The organism is Pseudomonas sp. GW821-FHT07F05, assembly GCF_059418765.1.
The window spans coordinates 202223-217609 of the sequence record NZ_JBWKQL010000006.1 but is presented as its reverse complement, the minus strand read 5'-3'; the positions used below and the strand labels follow the sequence as shown (position 1 = coordinate 217609).

Below are 15387 nucleotides of genomic sequence, written 5' to 3'. Positions count from 1 at the left end.
CTAAAGCCGGTCCTACTGACCGCGTGCAACGGTAGGACTGGCTTTAGCCGGGAAGGCGTCGGCAGTCACACCGCAAATCTGATGGCGAACACACCGGCCTCTTCCCGGCTAAAGCCGGTCCTACTATGGATACGCGGTCAAACAGTGGGACCGGCTTCAGCCGGGAAGGCGTCGGTCGTTACACCCTAAATCTGATTTCGAACACACCGGCCTTTGCCCTGTTAACGCCGGGTCATCGATGGGTCGCAATCCAGATCAGCAGGCCGGCCTGAAACACGGCGAATGTGACCAGGCAGGCGATGGTGAAGCGCAAGCCGGCGTCGTCCCGGCGGTATTTGCTGACCTTGTCTTCGGACTTCTTGATCGTGACGTCCTGTTCCTGAATCCTCTGTTCGGCCTGTTGCAACATCTGCGCGGCGTCGAGGATCTGCACGATCTGGATTTTGTCGGCGTTCCAGGTGTTATTGAGGTTGCCGACCTTGGCGTCCTTGATGGCGCCTTTCAGGTGCTGCGCATCGGCGTAGACGACTTCGAAACCCTGGGTCTTGAGGAAGTGATCGCGACGCAGGCGCGTGTCCTCGTTGAGCGCATCCTTATTCGCCAGCGCGACGCCTTCAATCTTGTACTCGGCGCATCGTTTCTGCGCCCAGGCGATGCCCTGGGCCAGCATGAAACGGCCCAGCCCCCGGTTCCACGGATCGATCTGCAAGCCGGACGCCGGGCCCACGCGAACGCTGCGATTGGCATGATCCACCCAGATATCCAGACAATTCTGTTCTTTGCGGGTCTTCTGCCCCGGCAACTGATAGGTCATGCGCAGCAGGCTGAATTCCTTGTTGTGGCGCTCGGCCTTGCCGAATTCAACGAAGCGCAGCGGGCGGGCGCCGGTCGCGCGGTCGGTCGGCAGGGGCGCCAGACGCAGCATCGAGAAGTGCTCCGCGTGTACTTCTTCCCACAAGACAGGCGCGGCGACTTCGCCTTCTTTGGCATCGGTCGGCTCGACCGCGTCGGTTTGCATGGTTGCTTCTGTCATCACGGCGATCCTGTTATCGACATTGCCCGGCACATGGCACCGGCACACGATGCCAGCAGACAGCTATCGGCCGTTTCTGACGAAGCTAAAGGGATCGTGCGTCGACTCGCGCGTCGACGAGAAGAGCACCGGCCTCAGGCGGCCGGTACCGAGTCGAGAAATTTCAGGATGCGGTCGGTGACTTCGCTGGCCAACGGCAACTGCGGATCCTTGTAGGACGCCAACTGCCGCTTGATATCCATCGGCACGATGCGCAGCACATGGTTCATGCCGTCGATGATCGCCAGTTGCGAGTCGGGTTTGGCCTTGTGCAGCAGCTCGGCGTCGCCCACGCCCACTTGCATGTCGTTGCGTCCCTGAATGATCAACGTCGGGATTTTCAATCGCCCGAACGCCGCCGTCGGGGTCTGCCGGAACAACGAAATCAGATAAGGCTGCACGCTTGGGCGGAACACCACCTGAAGGGGCTCGGGCACGTCGTTGTCGGTCTTGCCGGCTTTGATCTCTTCGATCAGTTGCTCGCTGCGCGCCAGCAGCGGAGGAGGGAGGCGATCCTGCAGTTGCTCGCGGACCACCTGATCCACCGGGCGACCGGTGCCCGCCACGGAAATCAGCGCCACGGCGCCGGCGCGCTCTGCCGCCAGGGTGGCTACCAGTGCGCCTTCACTGTGGCCCATCAGAATCAGAGGGCCCAGGCGCGAGTCGGTCTTGAGTTTGGCGGCCCAGGCGACCGCGTCGTCGACGTACTTCTCGATGCTCAGATCGCGCTCGTCCGGGGTGGCGGGGCGACTGGCCGCGACGCCGCGCTTGTCGTAACGCACGCTGGCAATGTTGTGCTTGGCGAGGATCAGGGCGAGACGCTTCATGCTGTCGTTGCGTCCGCCGTCGGAGTTGTTGCCGTCACGGTCGGTCGGGCCTGAGCCGGCGATGATCAACACCACCGGCACGGGATTGGGCGACTTGGGCAGCAGCAGCGTGCCGAACAGCTCGCCGGTGCCGGTGTCCAGGCTGATGGGACGCTGCAGCACGACGGGCGTTCCGGCGTGGGCGATGGATGACAGCAGGGTCAGGCTCAAGATGATCGCTCGCAGCGGCCAGAAGCCGCGAATCAGGGGTAAGGCGCTTAGCATTGCAGGACCGTCATCAATAAAGTGTCAATTGGACGCGGGCAAATGAATAAGGTTCGAGGATGAACTGCGCCATAAGCCTGCGTATACTGGCGCGCTTGAGTTTTTGAACGTCCTCGGAGCCTCCCGCATGTCCGGCAATACCTACGGCAAGCTGTTCACTGTCACCACTGCCGGCGAAAGCCACGGTCCTGCACTGGTTGCCATCGTTGACGGCTGCCCGCCGGGCATCGAGCTGTCGCTGGAAGACCTGCAGCGTGACCTCGACCGCCGCAAGCCGGGGACCAGTCGCCACACCACCCAGCGTCAGGAGCCCGACGAGGTCGAGATCCTGTCCGGCGTCTTCGAAGGCAAGACCACCGGCGCGTCCATCGGCTTGCTGATTCGCAACACCGATCAGAAGTCCAAGGACTACTCGGCGATCAAGGACCTGTTCCGCCCCGCCCACGCCGATTACACCTACCACCATAAATACGGCATCCGCGACTACCGTGGCGGCGGTCGCAGCTCTGCGCGGGAAACGGCCATGCGCGTCGCCGCCGGGGCCATCGCCAAGAAGTTTCTCGCCACCCAGGGCATCACCGTTCGCGGCTACATGAGCCAGCTCGGCCCGATCGAAATCCCGTTCAAGACCTGGGATTCGGTGGAAGACAACGCCTTCTTCAGCCCTGACCCGAGCAAGGTGCCGGAGCTGGAAGCCTACATGGACCAACTGCGTCGCGATCAGGACTCGGTGGGCGCGAAGATCACGGTCGTGGCCGAAGGGGTGATGCCGGGCCTGGGCGAGCCGATTTTCGACCGTCTCGATGCCGAACTGGCTCACGCGTTGATGAGCATCAACGCGGTCAAGGGCGTCGAGATCGGTGCCGGCTTTGCCTGCGTGGCCCAACGCGGCACCGAGCATCGTGACGAAATGAGCCCGGAAGGTTTTCTGTCGAACAACGCCGGCGGCATCCTCGGCGGGATTTCGTCCGGCCAGCCGATCGTTGCGCATCTGGCCCTGAAAGCGACCTCCAGCATCACCACGCCGGGGCACTCGATCGACGTCGATGGCAACTCCGTCGAGGTCATCACCAAAGGCCGTCACGACCCGTGCGTCGGCATCCGCGCTACGCCCATTGCCGAGGCGATGATGGCCATCGTGCTGGTTGACCACCTGCTGCGCCACCGCGGGCAAAACGCTGACGTGCGTGTTACGACGCCGATTCTGGGTCAGCTGTAATGCCTGAGCCGCGCGTTGCCGCCGCGGTCATCTGAGCGTGGCGGCGCTCCCTTACTGGCGGCTCGCCAGCTTCTACCTGTTCTATTTCGCCCTGCTTGGGGCCACTGCGCCCTACATGGCGCTGTATTTCAGCCACCTGGGATTTTCCGCCGCCCGCATCGGCGAACTGGTGGCAATCCCGATGCTGATGCGCTGCGTTGCGCCCAACGTCTGGGGCTGGCTCGGCGATTACACCGGCCGACGCCTGACCATCGTGCGCTTCGGCGCCATTTGCGGACTGGCCTGTTTCAGCCTGATTCTCGTCGACACGTCCTACGCCTGGCTGGCGATGGTCATGGCCCTCTATGCATTTTTCTGGCACGCGGTGCTGCCGCAATTCGAAGTCATCACGCTGACGCATTTGCAGGGCCAGACTTCCCGCTACAGCCAGATCCGGCTGTGGGGATCCATCGGCTTCATTCTTTCGGTGGTCGTGCTGGGCCGGATGCTGGAGTGGTTCAGCCTGGATTACTACCCGCAACTGCTGCTGTTGATCCTGCTCGGCATTATCGCCAGCAGTTGGTGGGTGCCGAACGCGCAGCCGGTGGCTTCGGGCGTGCGGGTTGCGGGCGAGGGCTTCCTCAGGCAACTGATCAGGCCGGGTGTGCTGGCGTTTTATGTCAGCGTCGCATTGATACAACTGAGCCACGGGCCGTATAACACCTTTCTCACCCTGCATCTGGAACATCTTGGCTACAGCCGCGGGATGATTGGCCTGCTGTGGGCGCTGGGGGTGATCGCCGAAGTCTTGATGTTCATGGCGATGAGCCGTGTGCTGCAGCGCTTCAGTGTCCGTCAGGTGTTGATCACCAGCTTCGTGATCGCCGCATTGCGCTGGCTTTTGCTGGGTAATCTGGCCGATCATCTGGCGATTCTGATCGTCGCCCAACTGATGCACGCAGCCACCTTCGGCAGCTTTCATGCGTCGGCCGTGCATTACGTGCAACGCAGTTTTGGCCCACGCCAGCAAGGTCAGGGTCAAGCGTTGTACGCCGCCCTTTCCGGCACCGGCGGGGCGATGGGCGCTTTGTATTCCGGTTACAGCTGGAACGCGCTGGGCGCCAGCTGGACCTTTGCCATTGCGAGTCTGGCGGCCGTGGCCGCTGCTGTCCTGACCGCCACATGTATGAAAGAGGAGCGCGTATGAGTCGCGAAGCACTGGCTCGGGAAATCATCGAAGCGGGGCGGTTCCTGTACGCCCGGGGCTGGTCGCCCGCCACCAGCAGCAATTATTCCGTGCGCCTGTCGCCGACCGAAGCGCTGCTGACCGTCTCCGGCAAGCACAAGGGCCAGTTGGGCATCGACGACGTGCTGGCCACCGACCTGGCCGGCCACAGCCTGGAACCGGGCAAAAAGCCGTCGGCCGAAACCCTGCTGCACACACAGCTTTATAGCTGCAAGCCGGCGGTGGGGGCTGTGCTGCACACCCATTCGGTCAACGCCACCGTGCTGTCCCGGCTCACTGCCGGTGATCGTCTGGTGTTCGAGGACTACGAGCTGCAAAAAGCCTTCAGCGGCGTTTCCACCCATGAATCAAAAGTGGTGGTGCCGATTTTCGACAACGATCAGGACATTGCCCGGCTGGCAGGCAAGGTTCAGCCCTGGCTGGATCAGCACCCTGACTGCGCCGGTTACTTGATTCGCGGTCATGGTTTGTACACTTGGGGCGCGAAGATGAGCGATGCCTTGCGCCAGATCGAAGCCTTCGAATTCCTGTTCGAATGCGAGCTCAAGACCCTGTCCGTGCTCAACCGCTCATCGCTGCAGCGTTGATGGTTGCACGCAGCGTCCCCACTGCCTGAATCAAACGTGTTTGATTGGCCCTAGAGCCGACAGACGCGGACCGAACCGAGGAAGCCCCGCAATGAGCAGTCTGTCCGTTTACCACGTGTCATCCCCCGAACTGCCCAACAAGGTCCTGACCCACCTGGAAGACATCGCCTCGACTCTGGCCGAGCATGGCGTGGCCTTCGACCGTTGGCAGGCCGCAACGCCGATCACCCCCGGCGCCAGTCAGGAGGAGGTCATTGCGGCCTACCGCACCCAGATCGACAGGCTGATGACCGAGCGCGGTTACGTGACCGTCGATGTGATCAGCCTCAACAGTGACCACCCGCAGAAGGCCGAACTGCGCGCCAAGTTCCTCGAGGAGCATCAGCATGGCGAAGATGAAGTGCGGTTCTTCGTCGCCGGCCGTGGGCTGTTTACCCTGCACATCGACGATTTCGTCTACGCCGTGCTGTGCGAGAAAAACGACCTGATCTCGGTTCCGGCCGGCACCCGTCACTGGTTCGACATGGGCGAGCATCCGCATTTCGTTGCCATTCGCCTGTTCAACAACCCGGAAGGCTGGGTGGCCAAGTTCACCGGCGAAAGCATCGCCAGCCAGTTCCCGCGCCTGGAAGACTGACCAACATGACCATCAAAGCGATCCTGACTGACATCGAAGGCACCACCAGCGCGGTGAGCTTCGTCTTCGACGTGCTCTTTCCGTACGCCAAGCAGCATCTGCCCGGGTTCGTTCGGCAGCATGCCAGCGAACCCGACGTGGCCGCGCAGTTGCAGGCCGTGCGCAACGACAGTGCTGAACCTGACGCGAGTGTCGATCGGGTCATCGAGATCCTGTTGCAATGGATCGCTGAAGACCGTAAAGCCACGCCGCTCAAGGCATTGCAGGGCATGGTCTGGCAGCAGGGTTACCAGGCCGGGCAGCTCAAGGGACACGTTTACCCGGATGCCGTCGAGGCGCTGAAACGCTGGCATCAGGCGGGGTACGCGTTGTACGTCTACTCCTCGGGTTCGATCCAGGCGCAGAAGCTGATCTTTGGCTGCTCCGAGGCAGGCGATCTGTCCGGGCTGTTCAGCGGCTACTTCGACACCACCTCCGGGCCCAAGCGCGAGGAGGCGTCCTATCGATCGATTGCTTCGAGCATCGGGCATCCGGCGGAAGCGATCCTGTTTCTGTCCGACATCGTCGAAGAACTCGATGCCGCGCAACAGGCCGGCATGGCCACTTGCGCACTGGTGCGCGATGGCGGAGAACTGAACGGGCACATCAACGTGAGCAATTTTACGGCGATAGAGCCCAGCGCTTTCTGATGAATCTGGTGTGCTGAAAACCGACGGCCGATGTCTCTGACATTGGCCGTTTTTGTATCCAAATGCGGAAAAATGTAAGTTGGTTTTTGTTCGTTTGTGGGAAGTTGCTTGTTTCACGGTCAGGCATGCCTGTTTGTTTTCGACGCTGTGTTTAACCCTCCTCGACTGTGTAACCCTTCGCCTGTCGCACCCTGACAGCTTTTGAATGCGCCTCGTGCGGTCGTGTTGACGACAGCACCTGACGCCATTTTCAGCTGCCATGCATAAAAAATCCAAGGGGCATCAGGGCTGCGAATTTGATGGTTTTAAACGGGAGGGGAACATGAAAAACGCACAGACAGGGACGCTGAGTCCGTTGATACAACAAATGGTCACCAGCATCACTGAACAGGATGGCGATGCGGCCATTGCCAACGCACTTGACTGGCTACGGGCTGAATGCCGCAGCGAACGGGCCATGCTTTATCAGTATCGCAACGGCGTGCTGCTCAGTTGCATCACGTCGAACGTCGACAGCTACTGGAAGGATCTTTATTGCCAGGGACGCCTGATGATCGAAGACCCGGTTATCCGTTGCTACCGCCACACCATGGGCTTTCTGAACTGGGAGGAGGCCTTCAAGACCTACCCGCCGTCTGCTGCCTACATGGCTGCTGTTGAGGATTGCGACCTGCTTCCGGCGTTTTCCTATGGCTACAGCAGCCAGACGCGCGCCAATCAGGGCGTCGTTACCATCTGCACGCTCAACGGCATGGAGCGACCGCTGAGCCACAACGATCGCTACCTGCTCACCAGTCTGGTGCCGATGCTTCACGTGGCGGGGAAGGGCCGACAACTGCAGACGCGGGCGCTGTCTCCGAAAGAACTGGAGATCCTCAAATGGGCGCGGGAAGGCAAGACGGCGTGGGAGATCGGGCTGATAAAAGAAGTCTCGGAGGCAACCGTCAAGCATCACTTCAAGAGCATCTACGCCAAGCTCGGGGTTACCAACCGCGCTCAGGCCGTGGGCGAGGCATTGTGTCGGGGGATCATTCAGTAGAAGGAAGCTGGATGCGCGCCAGCGTCTAATGTCGCACTCAGCAAAAAAAGCCCCAAAAAAAACCGCGATAGCATCGACTATCGCGGGAATCTACAAGGGATGCTTCGATGAGAGTGAAACGTGTTGCTGCCGGAACGCCAGGTTCCGGCTTCGTACTTATCGGGTGTGATAAGTAGGCAGATCAAAACGGTGCTGGCTTTGCAACATCGAGATAGCGGGCAGCTCGCTGGCTTGTGCGGCCAGGTCGCGACGAATAGCGCTGATCACCCATTCCAGTTGCACTGGAGTGTGCAGTTGAGCGTAAGACACGCAGCGGCGGATGTTGGTGCCTTCTTCGTTGCGCAGAGTCAACAGAACGCCACCGTCCGGACGCGGCTGGGTGGTGACTTCGAAATCGGAAAATACGGATGCGAATTTTTCTTGGATGAAAGTCATGTCTAGAGGCTCCATTGCTCATGGGATAACAAGCTTGGAATGACTAGTGCAGTGACTGTGCCAGCTTTTGACGCTAAATAAATGTCAATAAAATCAAGGGCTTAAAGGTTTTACAAAAATTCTGCTTCGTGCAATTTGCATGAATGCCTCTCGTGCATCCTGCAATTTACCGGAGTTGAGGGGTGGTGAAGGGGTGCTGCGGGGCGGGAGTCGCGCTTTGCGGACATAACTGAGACAGCGGTATCCGGGATTTATTTCGTTTTGTTGCGAAATTTTCTCGCCGGGCTGTCAGCTGGCGCTATCGGGCTCATTGAAACTGATCGTTTGGCGCCGGTTGATGAAGCTGGCATCGTTGGTGTCATCTGCGGCGGCGCTGTCGACGGTGCGCCATGAGTGATGGCGTCATCAGTGGAACTACAGGCTTTATCCACGGCTCATAGATTGCCTGGCCCGTGAATCGCCGCATCCTTTGATTTTGTCCCGCGCAATGCCTTGCGCTACTGGAGTTAAGAAATGTCAGAAGCCCCCACCACGCCCGGTTCTGCCACGCGCATGACAGACGAAGAGGCACTGGAATTTGCCGAGCAGGTGTTCGACCGGGCTCGTGCCGGTGACGCCCCGATGCTCGACCGGCTGCTGGAAAACGGCTTGACCCCCAATCTTCGCAACCATAAAGGCGACACGTTGTTGATGCTGGCCAGCTACCACGGTCATCAAGATGCCGTGCGGGTGCTGCTCAAGCACAAGGCTGACCCGGAACTGCGCAACGACAATGGCCAGAGCCCGATCGCCGGCGCTGCGTTCAAGGGCGATCTGGAAACCGTGAAGATCCTTGTGGAAGGCGGTGCAGACGTGGAAGGCGCATCAGCCGACGGCCGTACCGCATTGATGATGGCGGCGATGTTCAACCGTACCGCGATCGTCGACTACCTGATCTCCAAGGGGGCCAACCCTCACATCCAGGATGCCAAGGGCGTCACCCCGCTGATGGCCGCACAGACCATGGGCGCGACCGAGACCGCCGAACAGCTCACACGTCTGGGGGCGTAAGCGATAGAGGCGCGCAGCATTTCCAGCTATCCTGCGCGCCTGTTTTTCAGCCCCCGGACGATCTGCCATGAAAGCTTCACTCATCGAATTCATCAGCAAGATCAGCTCCGGCTGCATGAGCGATGAAGAAATCGAAAAAATCGCCGACGAAGCCGCCCAGGCTTACGCCGATCCCGACGCATTTCTGACCGCCAACCCCGACATCAATTTCGACGACACCTTCCCGATCCCGCTGGGCGAGTGGGTCGTCATCGGCAGCCTGCCTGATACCGTCTTGCTTCAGGCTGATACCTATCCTGATCTGCTCACCGAGATCATGGCGTCGTTCGGCCCCAACGTGCCGTTCAACATCAAGCCCAAACAGCTGACCAAAGCTGAACCCCTGGCCGCGCTTAACCGTATTCAGATTCAGCTTTCCAGCATGAACAAGGACATGGGCGGGTATGTGCTGATGGACATCAGCGAGCCGCTGGACCACGTGTTGCAAACGGTGCTGGTCTACGGCGCTGACGTTGAGCGGGTCATGGCACTCGGCGTCGAGCTCGGCATATTGATAGAGCCCGCGCTGGAGGCGCTCAAGGCGCAGGTTTGATCTCCGGCACCGCGTTTTGCTGCGCCGAGAAATATCCCTCCCGACCAATGGAACCCTGATTGCAACCCGCCACTCTCAAGTGAGCAAGCCTTCAATTAGGAGCAACACCATGGGTTCTACCTTCAACGGTCTGATTGGCCTGATCATTCTGGCGCTGGATATCTGGGCCATCATCAACGTGCTGAAAAGCGGCGCGGAAACCGGGAAGAAAATCCTCTGGATTTTGCTGATCGTTATCCTGCCGGTGCTGGGCCTGATCATCTGGGCAATCGCTGGCCCGCGTGGCAACGTGCGTATCTAGTATCGCAGCAAGGCTTCAGAACACATGACGCCCGACTGGCCTGGCCCGTCGGGCGTTTTTGTTTTGCCAGATCACCCGCGCCACCACGACATTCGACCTGTCATGCTCCGCGACGTAGAATGCGCGCCTTCTTGTGGGCGGCCTGCCGTCCTGTCATCAGTAGTTATCGGGGACTCCATCCATGAGCGATTATCAAGAAACGTTGTATGAAGGCTATGGCCAGCGCTTTCGCATGGAAAAGATGCTGCATGAAGTGCGCACCGAGCATCAGCATCTGGTGATCTTTCAGAACCCGCGCATGGGCCGGGTCATGGCGCTGGACGGCGTGATTCAGACCACCGAAGCCGACGAATTCATCTATCACGAGATGCTCACCCATGTGCCGATTCTGGCCCACGGCCGCGCCAAACGTGTGCTGATCATCGGCGGTGGCGATGGCGGCATGCTGCGCGAAGTCGCCAAGCACGCGACGGTCGAGCACATCACCATGGTCGAGATTGACGGCACTGTGGTCGAGATGTGCAAGGAATACCTGCCGAACCACTCCAAAGGCGCTTTCGATGATGCGCGTCTGAACCTGGTCATCGACGACGGCATGCGCTTCGTTGCCACCACTCAGGAAAAATTTGACGTCATCATTTCTGATTCGACGGACCCGATCGGGCCGGGTGAAGTGCTGTTTTCGGAAAACTTCTATCAGGCCTGCCATCGCTGCCTCAACGAAGGCGGGATTCTGGTCACGCAGAACGGCACGCCGTTCATGCAGCTGAGCGAAGTGCAGACCACGGCAGGGCGCATGAATGGCCTGTTCGCCGACTGGCATTTCTATCAGGCAGCGGTGCCCACCTATATTGGTGGCGCGATGACGTTTGCCTGGGGCTCGACGGATTCCGAGCACCGCAAACTTTCGCTGGATACCCTGCGTCAGCGATTCGCCGGCAGCGGCATCGTCACCCGTTATTACAACCCTGAGGTTCACATCGGCGCCTTCGCATTGCCGCAGTACGTGCTTCAGGCGATCAACAAGCCCAGCAACTTCTGACGGCTGATATGTTACGCAAGCATGACATTAGCCAGGCGATGTCAGGTTTGCGTAACTTCTCCTTGCTCGCCAGTCATGTCACGTATAGATTCCATTGATTGTTTAATGTTATGCAGGCGTGACAAATGGACGCGACGTTATTGCTCGAGCGCTTGGGCAGCCAGATCGAAGAGATGCGCAAATCCCGAGGCCTTACTCAGGTGCAGCTGGCCTACCAGTCGGGCATGACACGGCAAAAGCTTGCAGAAGTCGAAAAAGGCAGCCCGACCGTGGCGGTGAATTTCTACGCCAAGGTGCTCGCCGCGTTGAATGCCGAGATAAAAGTCGTTTCCGCCCGACGCCCGACGTTTGAAGAGCTGCGCGAGGTGTTCCAGTGAAACCGCTGGATCGTGTACGCATTTTTACGCCTGAGGGTGAGAGCGGTGAGCTGTCGGCGTCTGAGTCCGGCGACTACCTGTTTCGCTATGGCCTGGACGCCAGCCCGGCGTCGCAGATCAGCCTGACCATGGGCGTTCGCGATGCGGCTTACGTCTCGCGCAGCCTGCATCCCGTCTTCCAGATGAACCTGCCCGAAGGCTTCGTGCTGGAGCAGTTGCGCAATCGCCTCGCCAAAACCACGCCCATCAACCCCATGCTGCTCATGGCATTGACCGGTAGCGGTTCGCCCGTCGGCCGCGTCGCCGTGGTGTCTCCAATGATCGACGGCTTGCTGGGTGGGGCGGGCCCCGTTGCAGGCAAAAGCCTGGGGCAGATACTCAGTTGGGACGGGACGCAGGATCTGTTTGCCGAACTGGTCGATCAGTACATTTTGCGCACCGGGATTTCAGGCGTTCAGCCCAAAGTCATCGTGCCCGATTCGGACTTCGTTACGGACCCGAAAGCCACACTGTTGATGCCCGAATTGATCGTCAAGTCGGGGAGGGCGGACTTCCCCGGGCTGGCTGTCAACGAATACGTGTGCATGGACGCGGCGCGCAGAGCCGGCATGCCGGTACCGGAATTTTATCTGTCGGATAACCGCCAGCTGTTCGTCATGCGTCGCTTTGATCGGGACGCTGACCAGCGCGCCATCGGCTTCGAGGACATGGCCGTGCTGATGGGCCTGGGCACGGAGCAGAAGTACGACTCCAGCTACGAAAACATCGCCAAGGCCATTCGCCTGTTCTGCGCGCCTGAGCATGTGCGTGATTCGCTGGATCGGTTCTTCGACATCGTCGCGCTCAGTTGCATGGTCGGCAACGGCGATGCCCATTTGAAGAACTTCGGGGTGCTGTATCGCGACCCGCTGGGGGCGGACGCTCAATTGGCGCCAGCCTACGACATCGTCAACACCACCGCGTACATAAAGGACGACGCGCTCGCCCTGCGCCTGGATGGCTCGAAGAGCCTGTTCGGCTCGAGGCTCGGCATTCTGACCCTCGCGTCGACCTGCGACATCCGCAAACCGAACGTGCGCATCGAACGGCTGATTGCAGCGGTGCAGGCGTCGCTGCAGGAAAACGCCTCGCTCAACGCCCACGCACCCCCTGTTTTCGACGCCATCGAACACGCCGTCGAGCGGTATGCCCAGACGTTCAAGGTGTGAGCGCTATTCAAGGCTTTGTAAGAAAATATGAGTGGCGTCGTTAATGAACGGAATTTTCACCGTTTCTTCGGGAAGATTCGCGCCGTTCCAAGGCTACCCACTGATTGAGATAAATGTTTGAGCCGATCCGTCATGAAGAATGCGCGGGATCGGTGGTAAACCGCGAGGGTTCACGTAATATTTGGCCCCCGCAGCCCGGACCGGCATTTCGATGTGGTCGGGCGCACCGCTTTTTGAACCTAAACCTGAATCCAACGGATCCCACAACACATGGCCAAAACGGACGCCCCGGCGCGCGCGCCGCAACCTACCGTCAAATCGCACCTGGCCTATACGCTCCTGAGCGGCCTGGTGCTGATGGTCCTGTACACCCTTTTGCGCGTTGCGCTGCTGGTCTATAACCGCGAAGGCATCGGCGCGACGCCGGCTTCGACGTTTGTCGAGGCGTTCGGCAATGGCCTGCGATTCGATCTGCGTCTGGTCGTGTACATCCTGATTCCCCTTCTGCTGTCCCTGTTCAGCGCGCGCCTGATGGCGGCCCGTGGGGTGTTTCGCTTCTGGCTAACGCTGGTTGCGAGCCTGACCGCGTTCTTCGGCCTGATGGAGATGGACTTCTACCGTGAATTCCACCAGCGCCTGAACGGCCTGGTTTTCCAATACGTCAAAGAAGACCCGAAAACCGTTCTGAGCATGATCTGGTACGGCTACCCGGTGGTTCGTTATCTGTTGGCGTGGGCACTGGTGACCTGGTTGCTGAGCCTTGTCTTCAAAGGCGTCGATCGCGTGACCCGTCCCCGTGGCGGGTTCAACGTCGCCAGCGCCGACAACCGTGTGGTCGCGCCGTTGTACAAACGTGCCGTGGTCTTCCTGCTGTGTCTGGTGGTGGCCGTCATCGCCGCTCGCGGCACCTTGCGCCAGGGCCCGCCGCTGCGTTGGGGCGATGCCTACACCACTGACTCCAACTTCGCCAACACCCTTGGCCTGAACGGCACGCTGACGCTGATCGCGGCGGCGAAGAGCCGCATGTCCGAGGACCGCGACAACATCTGGAAAGCGACCCTGCCTGTGGCTGAAGCCCAGCAGACGGTCCGCGACATGCTGCTGACCGCCAACGACAAGCTGATTGATCCTGAGAAAGCCGCTGTCCGTCGTGATTTCACACCGCCGCCGGCCAACACGCTGCCGATCAAGAACGTCGTCGTGATCCTGATGGAAAGCTTCGCCGGCCATTCGGTGGGTGCGCTGGGTGACGAATCGAACATCACGCCTTACTTCGACAAACTGTCCCAGGAAGGTCTGCTGTTTGATCGATTCTTCTCCAACGGTACGCACACCCATCAGGGCATGTTCGCGACCATGGCGTGCTTCCCGAACCTGCCGGGCTTTGAATACCTGATGCAGACACCGGAAGGCAGCCACAAGCTGTCGGGTCTGCCGCAGCTGCTCAGCGCGCGCAAGTACGACGACGTTTACGTCTACAACGGTGACTTCGCCTGGGACAACCAGTCAGGCTTCTTCAGCAACCAGGGCATGACCAACTTCATTGGCCGCAACGACTTCGTCAACCCGGTGTTCTCGGACCCGACCTGGGGCGTGTCCGATCAGGACATGTTCGACCGTGGCGCCGAGGAGCTGAAAGCCCGCGAGGCCAAAGGCAAGCCGTTCTATGCCTTGCTGCAAACCCTGTCCAACCACACGCCGTACGCACTGCCGGCCAATCTGCCGGTCGAGCGCGTCACCGGGCATGGCACGCTGGATGAACACCTCACCGCCATGCGTTATTCGGACTGGGCGCTGGGTCAGTTCTTCGAGAAGGCCAAGAAAGAGCCGTACTACAAGGACACGCTGTTTGTGGTCGTCGGTGACCACGGCTTCGGCAACAACGAGCAGATCACCGAGATGGACCTTGGCCGTTTCAACGTGCCGATGCTGATGATCGCCCCGGGCCTGCAGGACAAGTTCGGCAAGCGCAGCAGCATCGTCGGTACGCAGATTGACATCGTGCCGACCATCATGGGCCGCCTGGGTGGCGACACCGTGCACCAGTGCTGGGGCCGCGACCTGCTCAATCTGCCAGCGGGAGACGAGGGCTTTGGCGTAATCAAGCCATCGGGCAGCGAGCAGACCGTGGCGCTGGTCACCGGCAACCGGATCCTGATCGAACCCAAGGAAATGGAGCCGAAGGTCTACAGCTACGAGTTGGGCACCAAGCCCCATGCCGAGCTGATGCCGGATGCGCCGGACGTCGCCGAGTTGCGCAAGAAGCTCGACAGCTTCCTGCAGACCGCGACCAAGAGCCTGCTGGACAACACGGCAGGGGTCAAAGACGCCAAGCCACAATGACCGCAGCCTGATGAAAACGCCCCGAGACCGGGGCGTTTTTTTGCCTGCGAATCCTCGGCTTCAGGCTGCCAACGTCAGCTGTGCGCTGACGATTCGGGTTGAACGTCGTTGCGCTGCAAGGGTCAAGATCATCAGGCCGTTGTCAGGCCTTTACTGAGGAGACATTGATGAAAGTGTGGACTATTTCGTTTCTGGACAAAGACGGTGTGCAGCAAACCCTCGATCTTGAATCCGATCACCGTCCCAGTGAAGAAGAGGCTGCGCAGCAACTCCGTCCGATCCTGTTTCCGGTCGCCAGTGATCTTGATCTGAACGACCTCGACGGTCGCACTGCCGAGCCCACCGTGAAGACACTCAAAGAGCAGAACGCGGTACAGATCATCTCCATCATCGAGGCTTCGTAAGAAGCCTGCATTTCCCGCCATCCTGCCAATTGGCAACGCACTGGCAATGGGCGTACTCTGCGATCGAGGTCGGTGA

At 59.9% G+C, this 15387-nt stretch carries 17 protein-coding genes; 14 read left to right on the top strand and 3 right to left on the bottom strand.

Annotated features, from left to right (window positions below; all coding sequences use genetic code 11):
- Window positions 1–232: 232 nt before the first annotated feature.
- Window positions 233–1033: a hypothetical protein gene (locus tag AC07RO_RS15360; RefSeq protein WP_495086433.1), complete on the bottom strand. Its 801-nt coding sequence runs from the start codon at window positions 1031–1033 to the stop codon at window positions 233–235.
- Window positions 1034–1167: 134 nt separating this feature from the next.
- On the bottom strand, window positions 1168–2163 hold the full coding sequence (locus AC07RO_RS15355) for an alpha/beta hydrolase (protein ID WP_495086432.1): 996 nt from the start codon (window positions 2161–2163) through the stop codon (window positions 1168–1170).
- Window positions 2164–2290: 127 nt separating this feature from the next.
- On the opposite strand from AC07RO_RS15355, the gene aroC reads away from it, so the two are divergent.
- The 6 genes from aroC (at window position 2291) to AC07RO_RS15325 (ending at window position 7559) form a co-directional block, all read left to right on the top strand.
- Window positions 2291–3382: a chorismate synthase gene (gene aroC / locus AC07RO_RS15350; RefSeq protein WP_265386404.1), complete on the top strand. Its 1092-nt coding sequence runs from the start codon at window positions 2291–2293 to the stop codon at window positions 3380–3382.
- Between the two features lie 31 nt (window positions 3383–3413).
- Window positions 3414–4568 (top strand): MFS transporter, encoded by a 1155-nt coding sequence (locus tag AC07RO_RS15345; RefSeq protein WP_495086484.1) that lies wholly within the window; start codon window positions 3414–3416, stop codon window positions 4566–4568.
- Window positions 4565–5194, top strand: a complete 630-nt coding sequence (locus AC07RO_RS15340; RefSeq protein WP_495086431.1) for a methylthioribulose 1-phosphate dehydratase — start codon at window positions 4565–4567, stop codon at window positions 5192–5194. Before AC07RO_RS15345 ends, AC07RO_RS15340 begins: the two co-directional genes overlap by 4 nt.
- Window positions 5195–5285: 91 nt before the next feature.
- Window positions 5286–5831: a 1,2-dihydroxy-3-keto-5-methylthiopentene dioxygenase gene (locus AC07RO_RS15335; protein ID WP_074891918.1), complete on the top strand. Its 546-nt coding sequence runs from the start codon at window positions 5286–5288 to the stop codon at window positions 5829–5831.
- A gap of 5 nt (window positions 5832–5836) precedes the next feature.
- Window positions 5837–6520 (top strand): acireductone synthase, encoded by a 684-nt coding sequence (gene mtnC / locus AC07RO_RS15330; RefSeq protein ID WP_495086430.1) that lies wholly within the window; start codon window positions 5837–5839, stop codon window positions 6518–6520.
- Window positions 6521–6842: 322 nt separating this feature from the next.
- Entirely contained in the window at window positions 6843–7559 is a 717-nt protein-coding gene (locus AC07RO_RS15325; protein WP_282373315.1) for a helix-turn-helix transcriptional regulator, read from the top strand.
- A gap of 156 nt (window positions 7560–7715) precedes the next feature.
- On the opposite strand, the gene AC07RO_RS15320 is transcribed toward AC07RO_RS15325, so the two are convergent.
- Window positions 7716–7994, bottom strand: a complete 279-nt coding sequence (locus tag AC07RO_RS15320; RefSeq protein ID WP_074891912.1) for a DUF3509 domain-containing protein — start codon at window positions 7992–7994, stop codon at window positions 7716–7718.
- A gap of 513 nt (window positions 7995–8507) precedes the next feature.
- On the opposite strand from AC07RO_RS15320, the gene AC07RO_RS15315 reads away from it, so the two are divergent.
- From AC07RO_RS15315 to AC07RO_RS15280, 8 genes are all read left to right on the top strand, one after another.
- Window positions 8508–9044, top strand: coding sequence for an ankyrin repeat domain-containing protein (locus AC07RO_RS15315; RefSeq protein ID WP_122624151.1), 537 nt, complete (start codon window positions 8508–8510; stop codon window positions 9042–9044).
- Window positions 9045–9111: 67 nt separating this feature from the next.
- Complete coding sequence (locus tag AC07RO_RS15310) at window positions 9112–9636, top strand: hypothetical protein (RefSeq protein ID WP_495008970.1); 525 nt, start codon at window positions 9112–9114, stop codon at window positions 9634–9636.
- A gap of 109 nt (window positions 9637–9745) precedes the next feature.
- A complete protein-coding gene (locus AC07RO_RS15305; RefSeq protein ID WP_037009073.1) occupies window positions 9746–9937 on the top strand; it encodes a PLDc N-terminal domain-containing protein in 192 nt (63 codons plus the stop codon).
- A gap of 181 nt (window positions 9938–10118) precedes the next feature.
- Entirely contained in the window at window positions 10119–10979 is an 861-nt protein-coding gene (speE, locus tag AC07RO_RS15300) for a polyamine aminopropyltransferase (protein WP_495086429.1), read from the top strand.
- A gap of 125 nt (window positions 10980–11104) precedes the next feature.
- Window positions 11105–11356, top strand: coding sequence for a helix-turn-helix domain-containing protein (locus AC07RO_RS15295; protein ID WP_192175037.1), 252 nt, complete (start codon window positions 11105–11107; stop codon window positions 11354–11356).
- A 5-nt stretch (window positions 11357–11361) separates the two neighbouring features.
- A complete protein-coding gene (locus tag AC07RO_RS15290) occupies window positions 11362–12564 on the top strand; it encodes a type II toxin-antitoxin system HipA family toxin (RefSeq protein ID WP_495086483.1) in 1203 nt (400 codons plus the stop codon).
- A gap of 270 nt (window positions 12565–12834) precedes the next feature.
- Entirely contained in the window at window positions 12835–14907 is a 2073-nt protein-coding gene (locus AC07RO_RS15285) for an LTA synthase family protein (protein WP_495086428.1), read from the top strand.
- A gap of 167 nt (window positions 14908–15074) precedes the next feature.
- Window positions 15075–15311, top strand: coding sequence for a hypothetical protein (locus AC07RO_RS15280; protein ID WP_192175035.1), 237 nt, complete (start codon window positions 15075–15077; stop codon window positions 15309–15311).
- Window positions 15312–15387 lie beyond the last annotated feature (76 nt).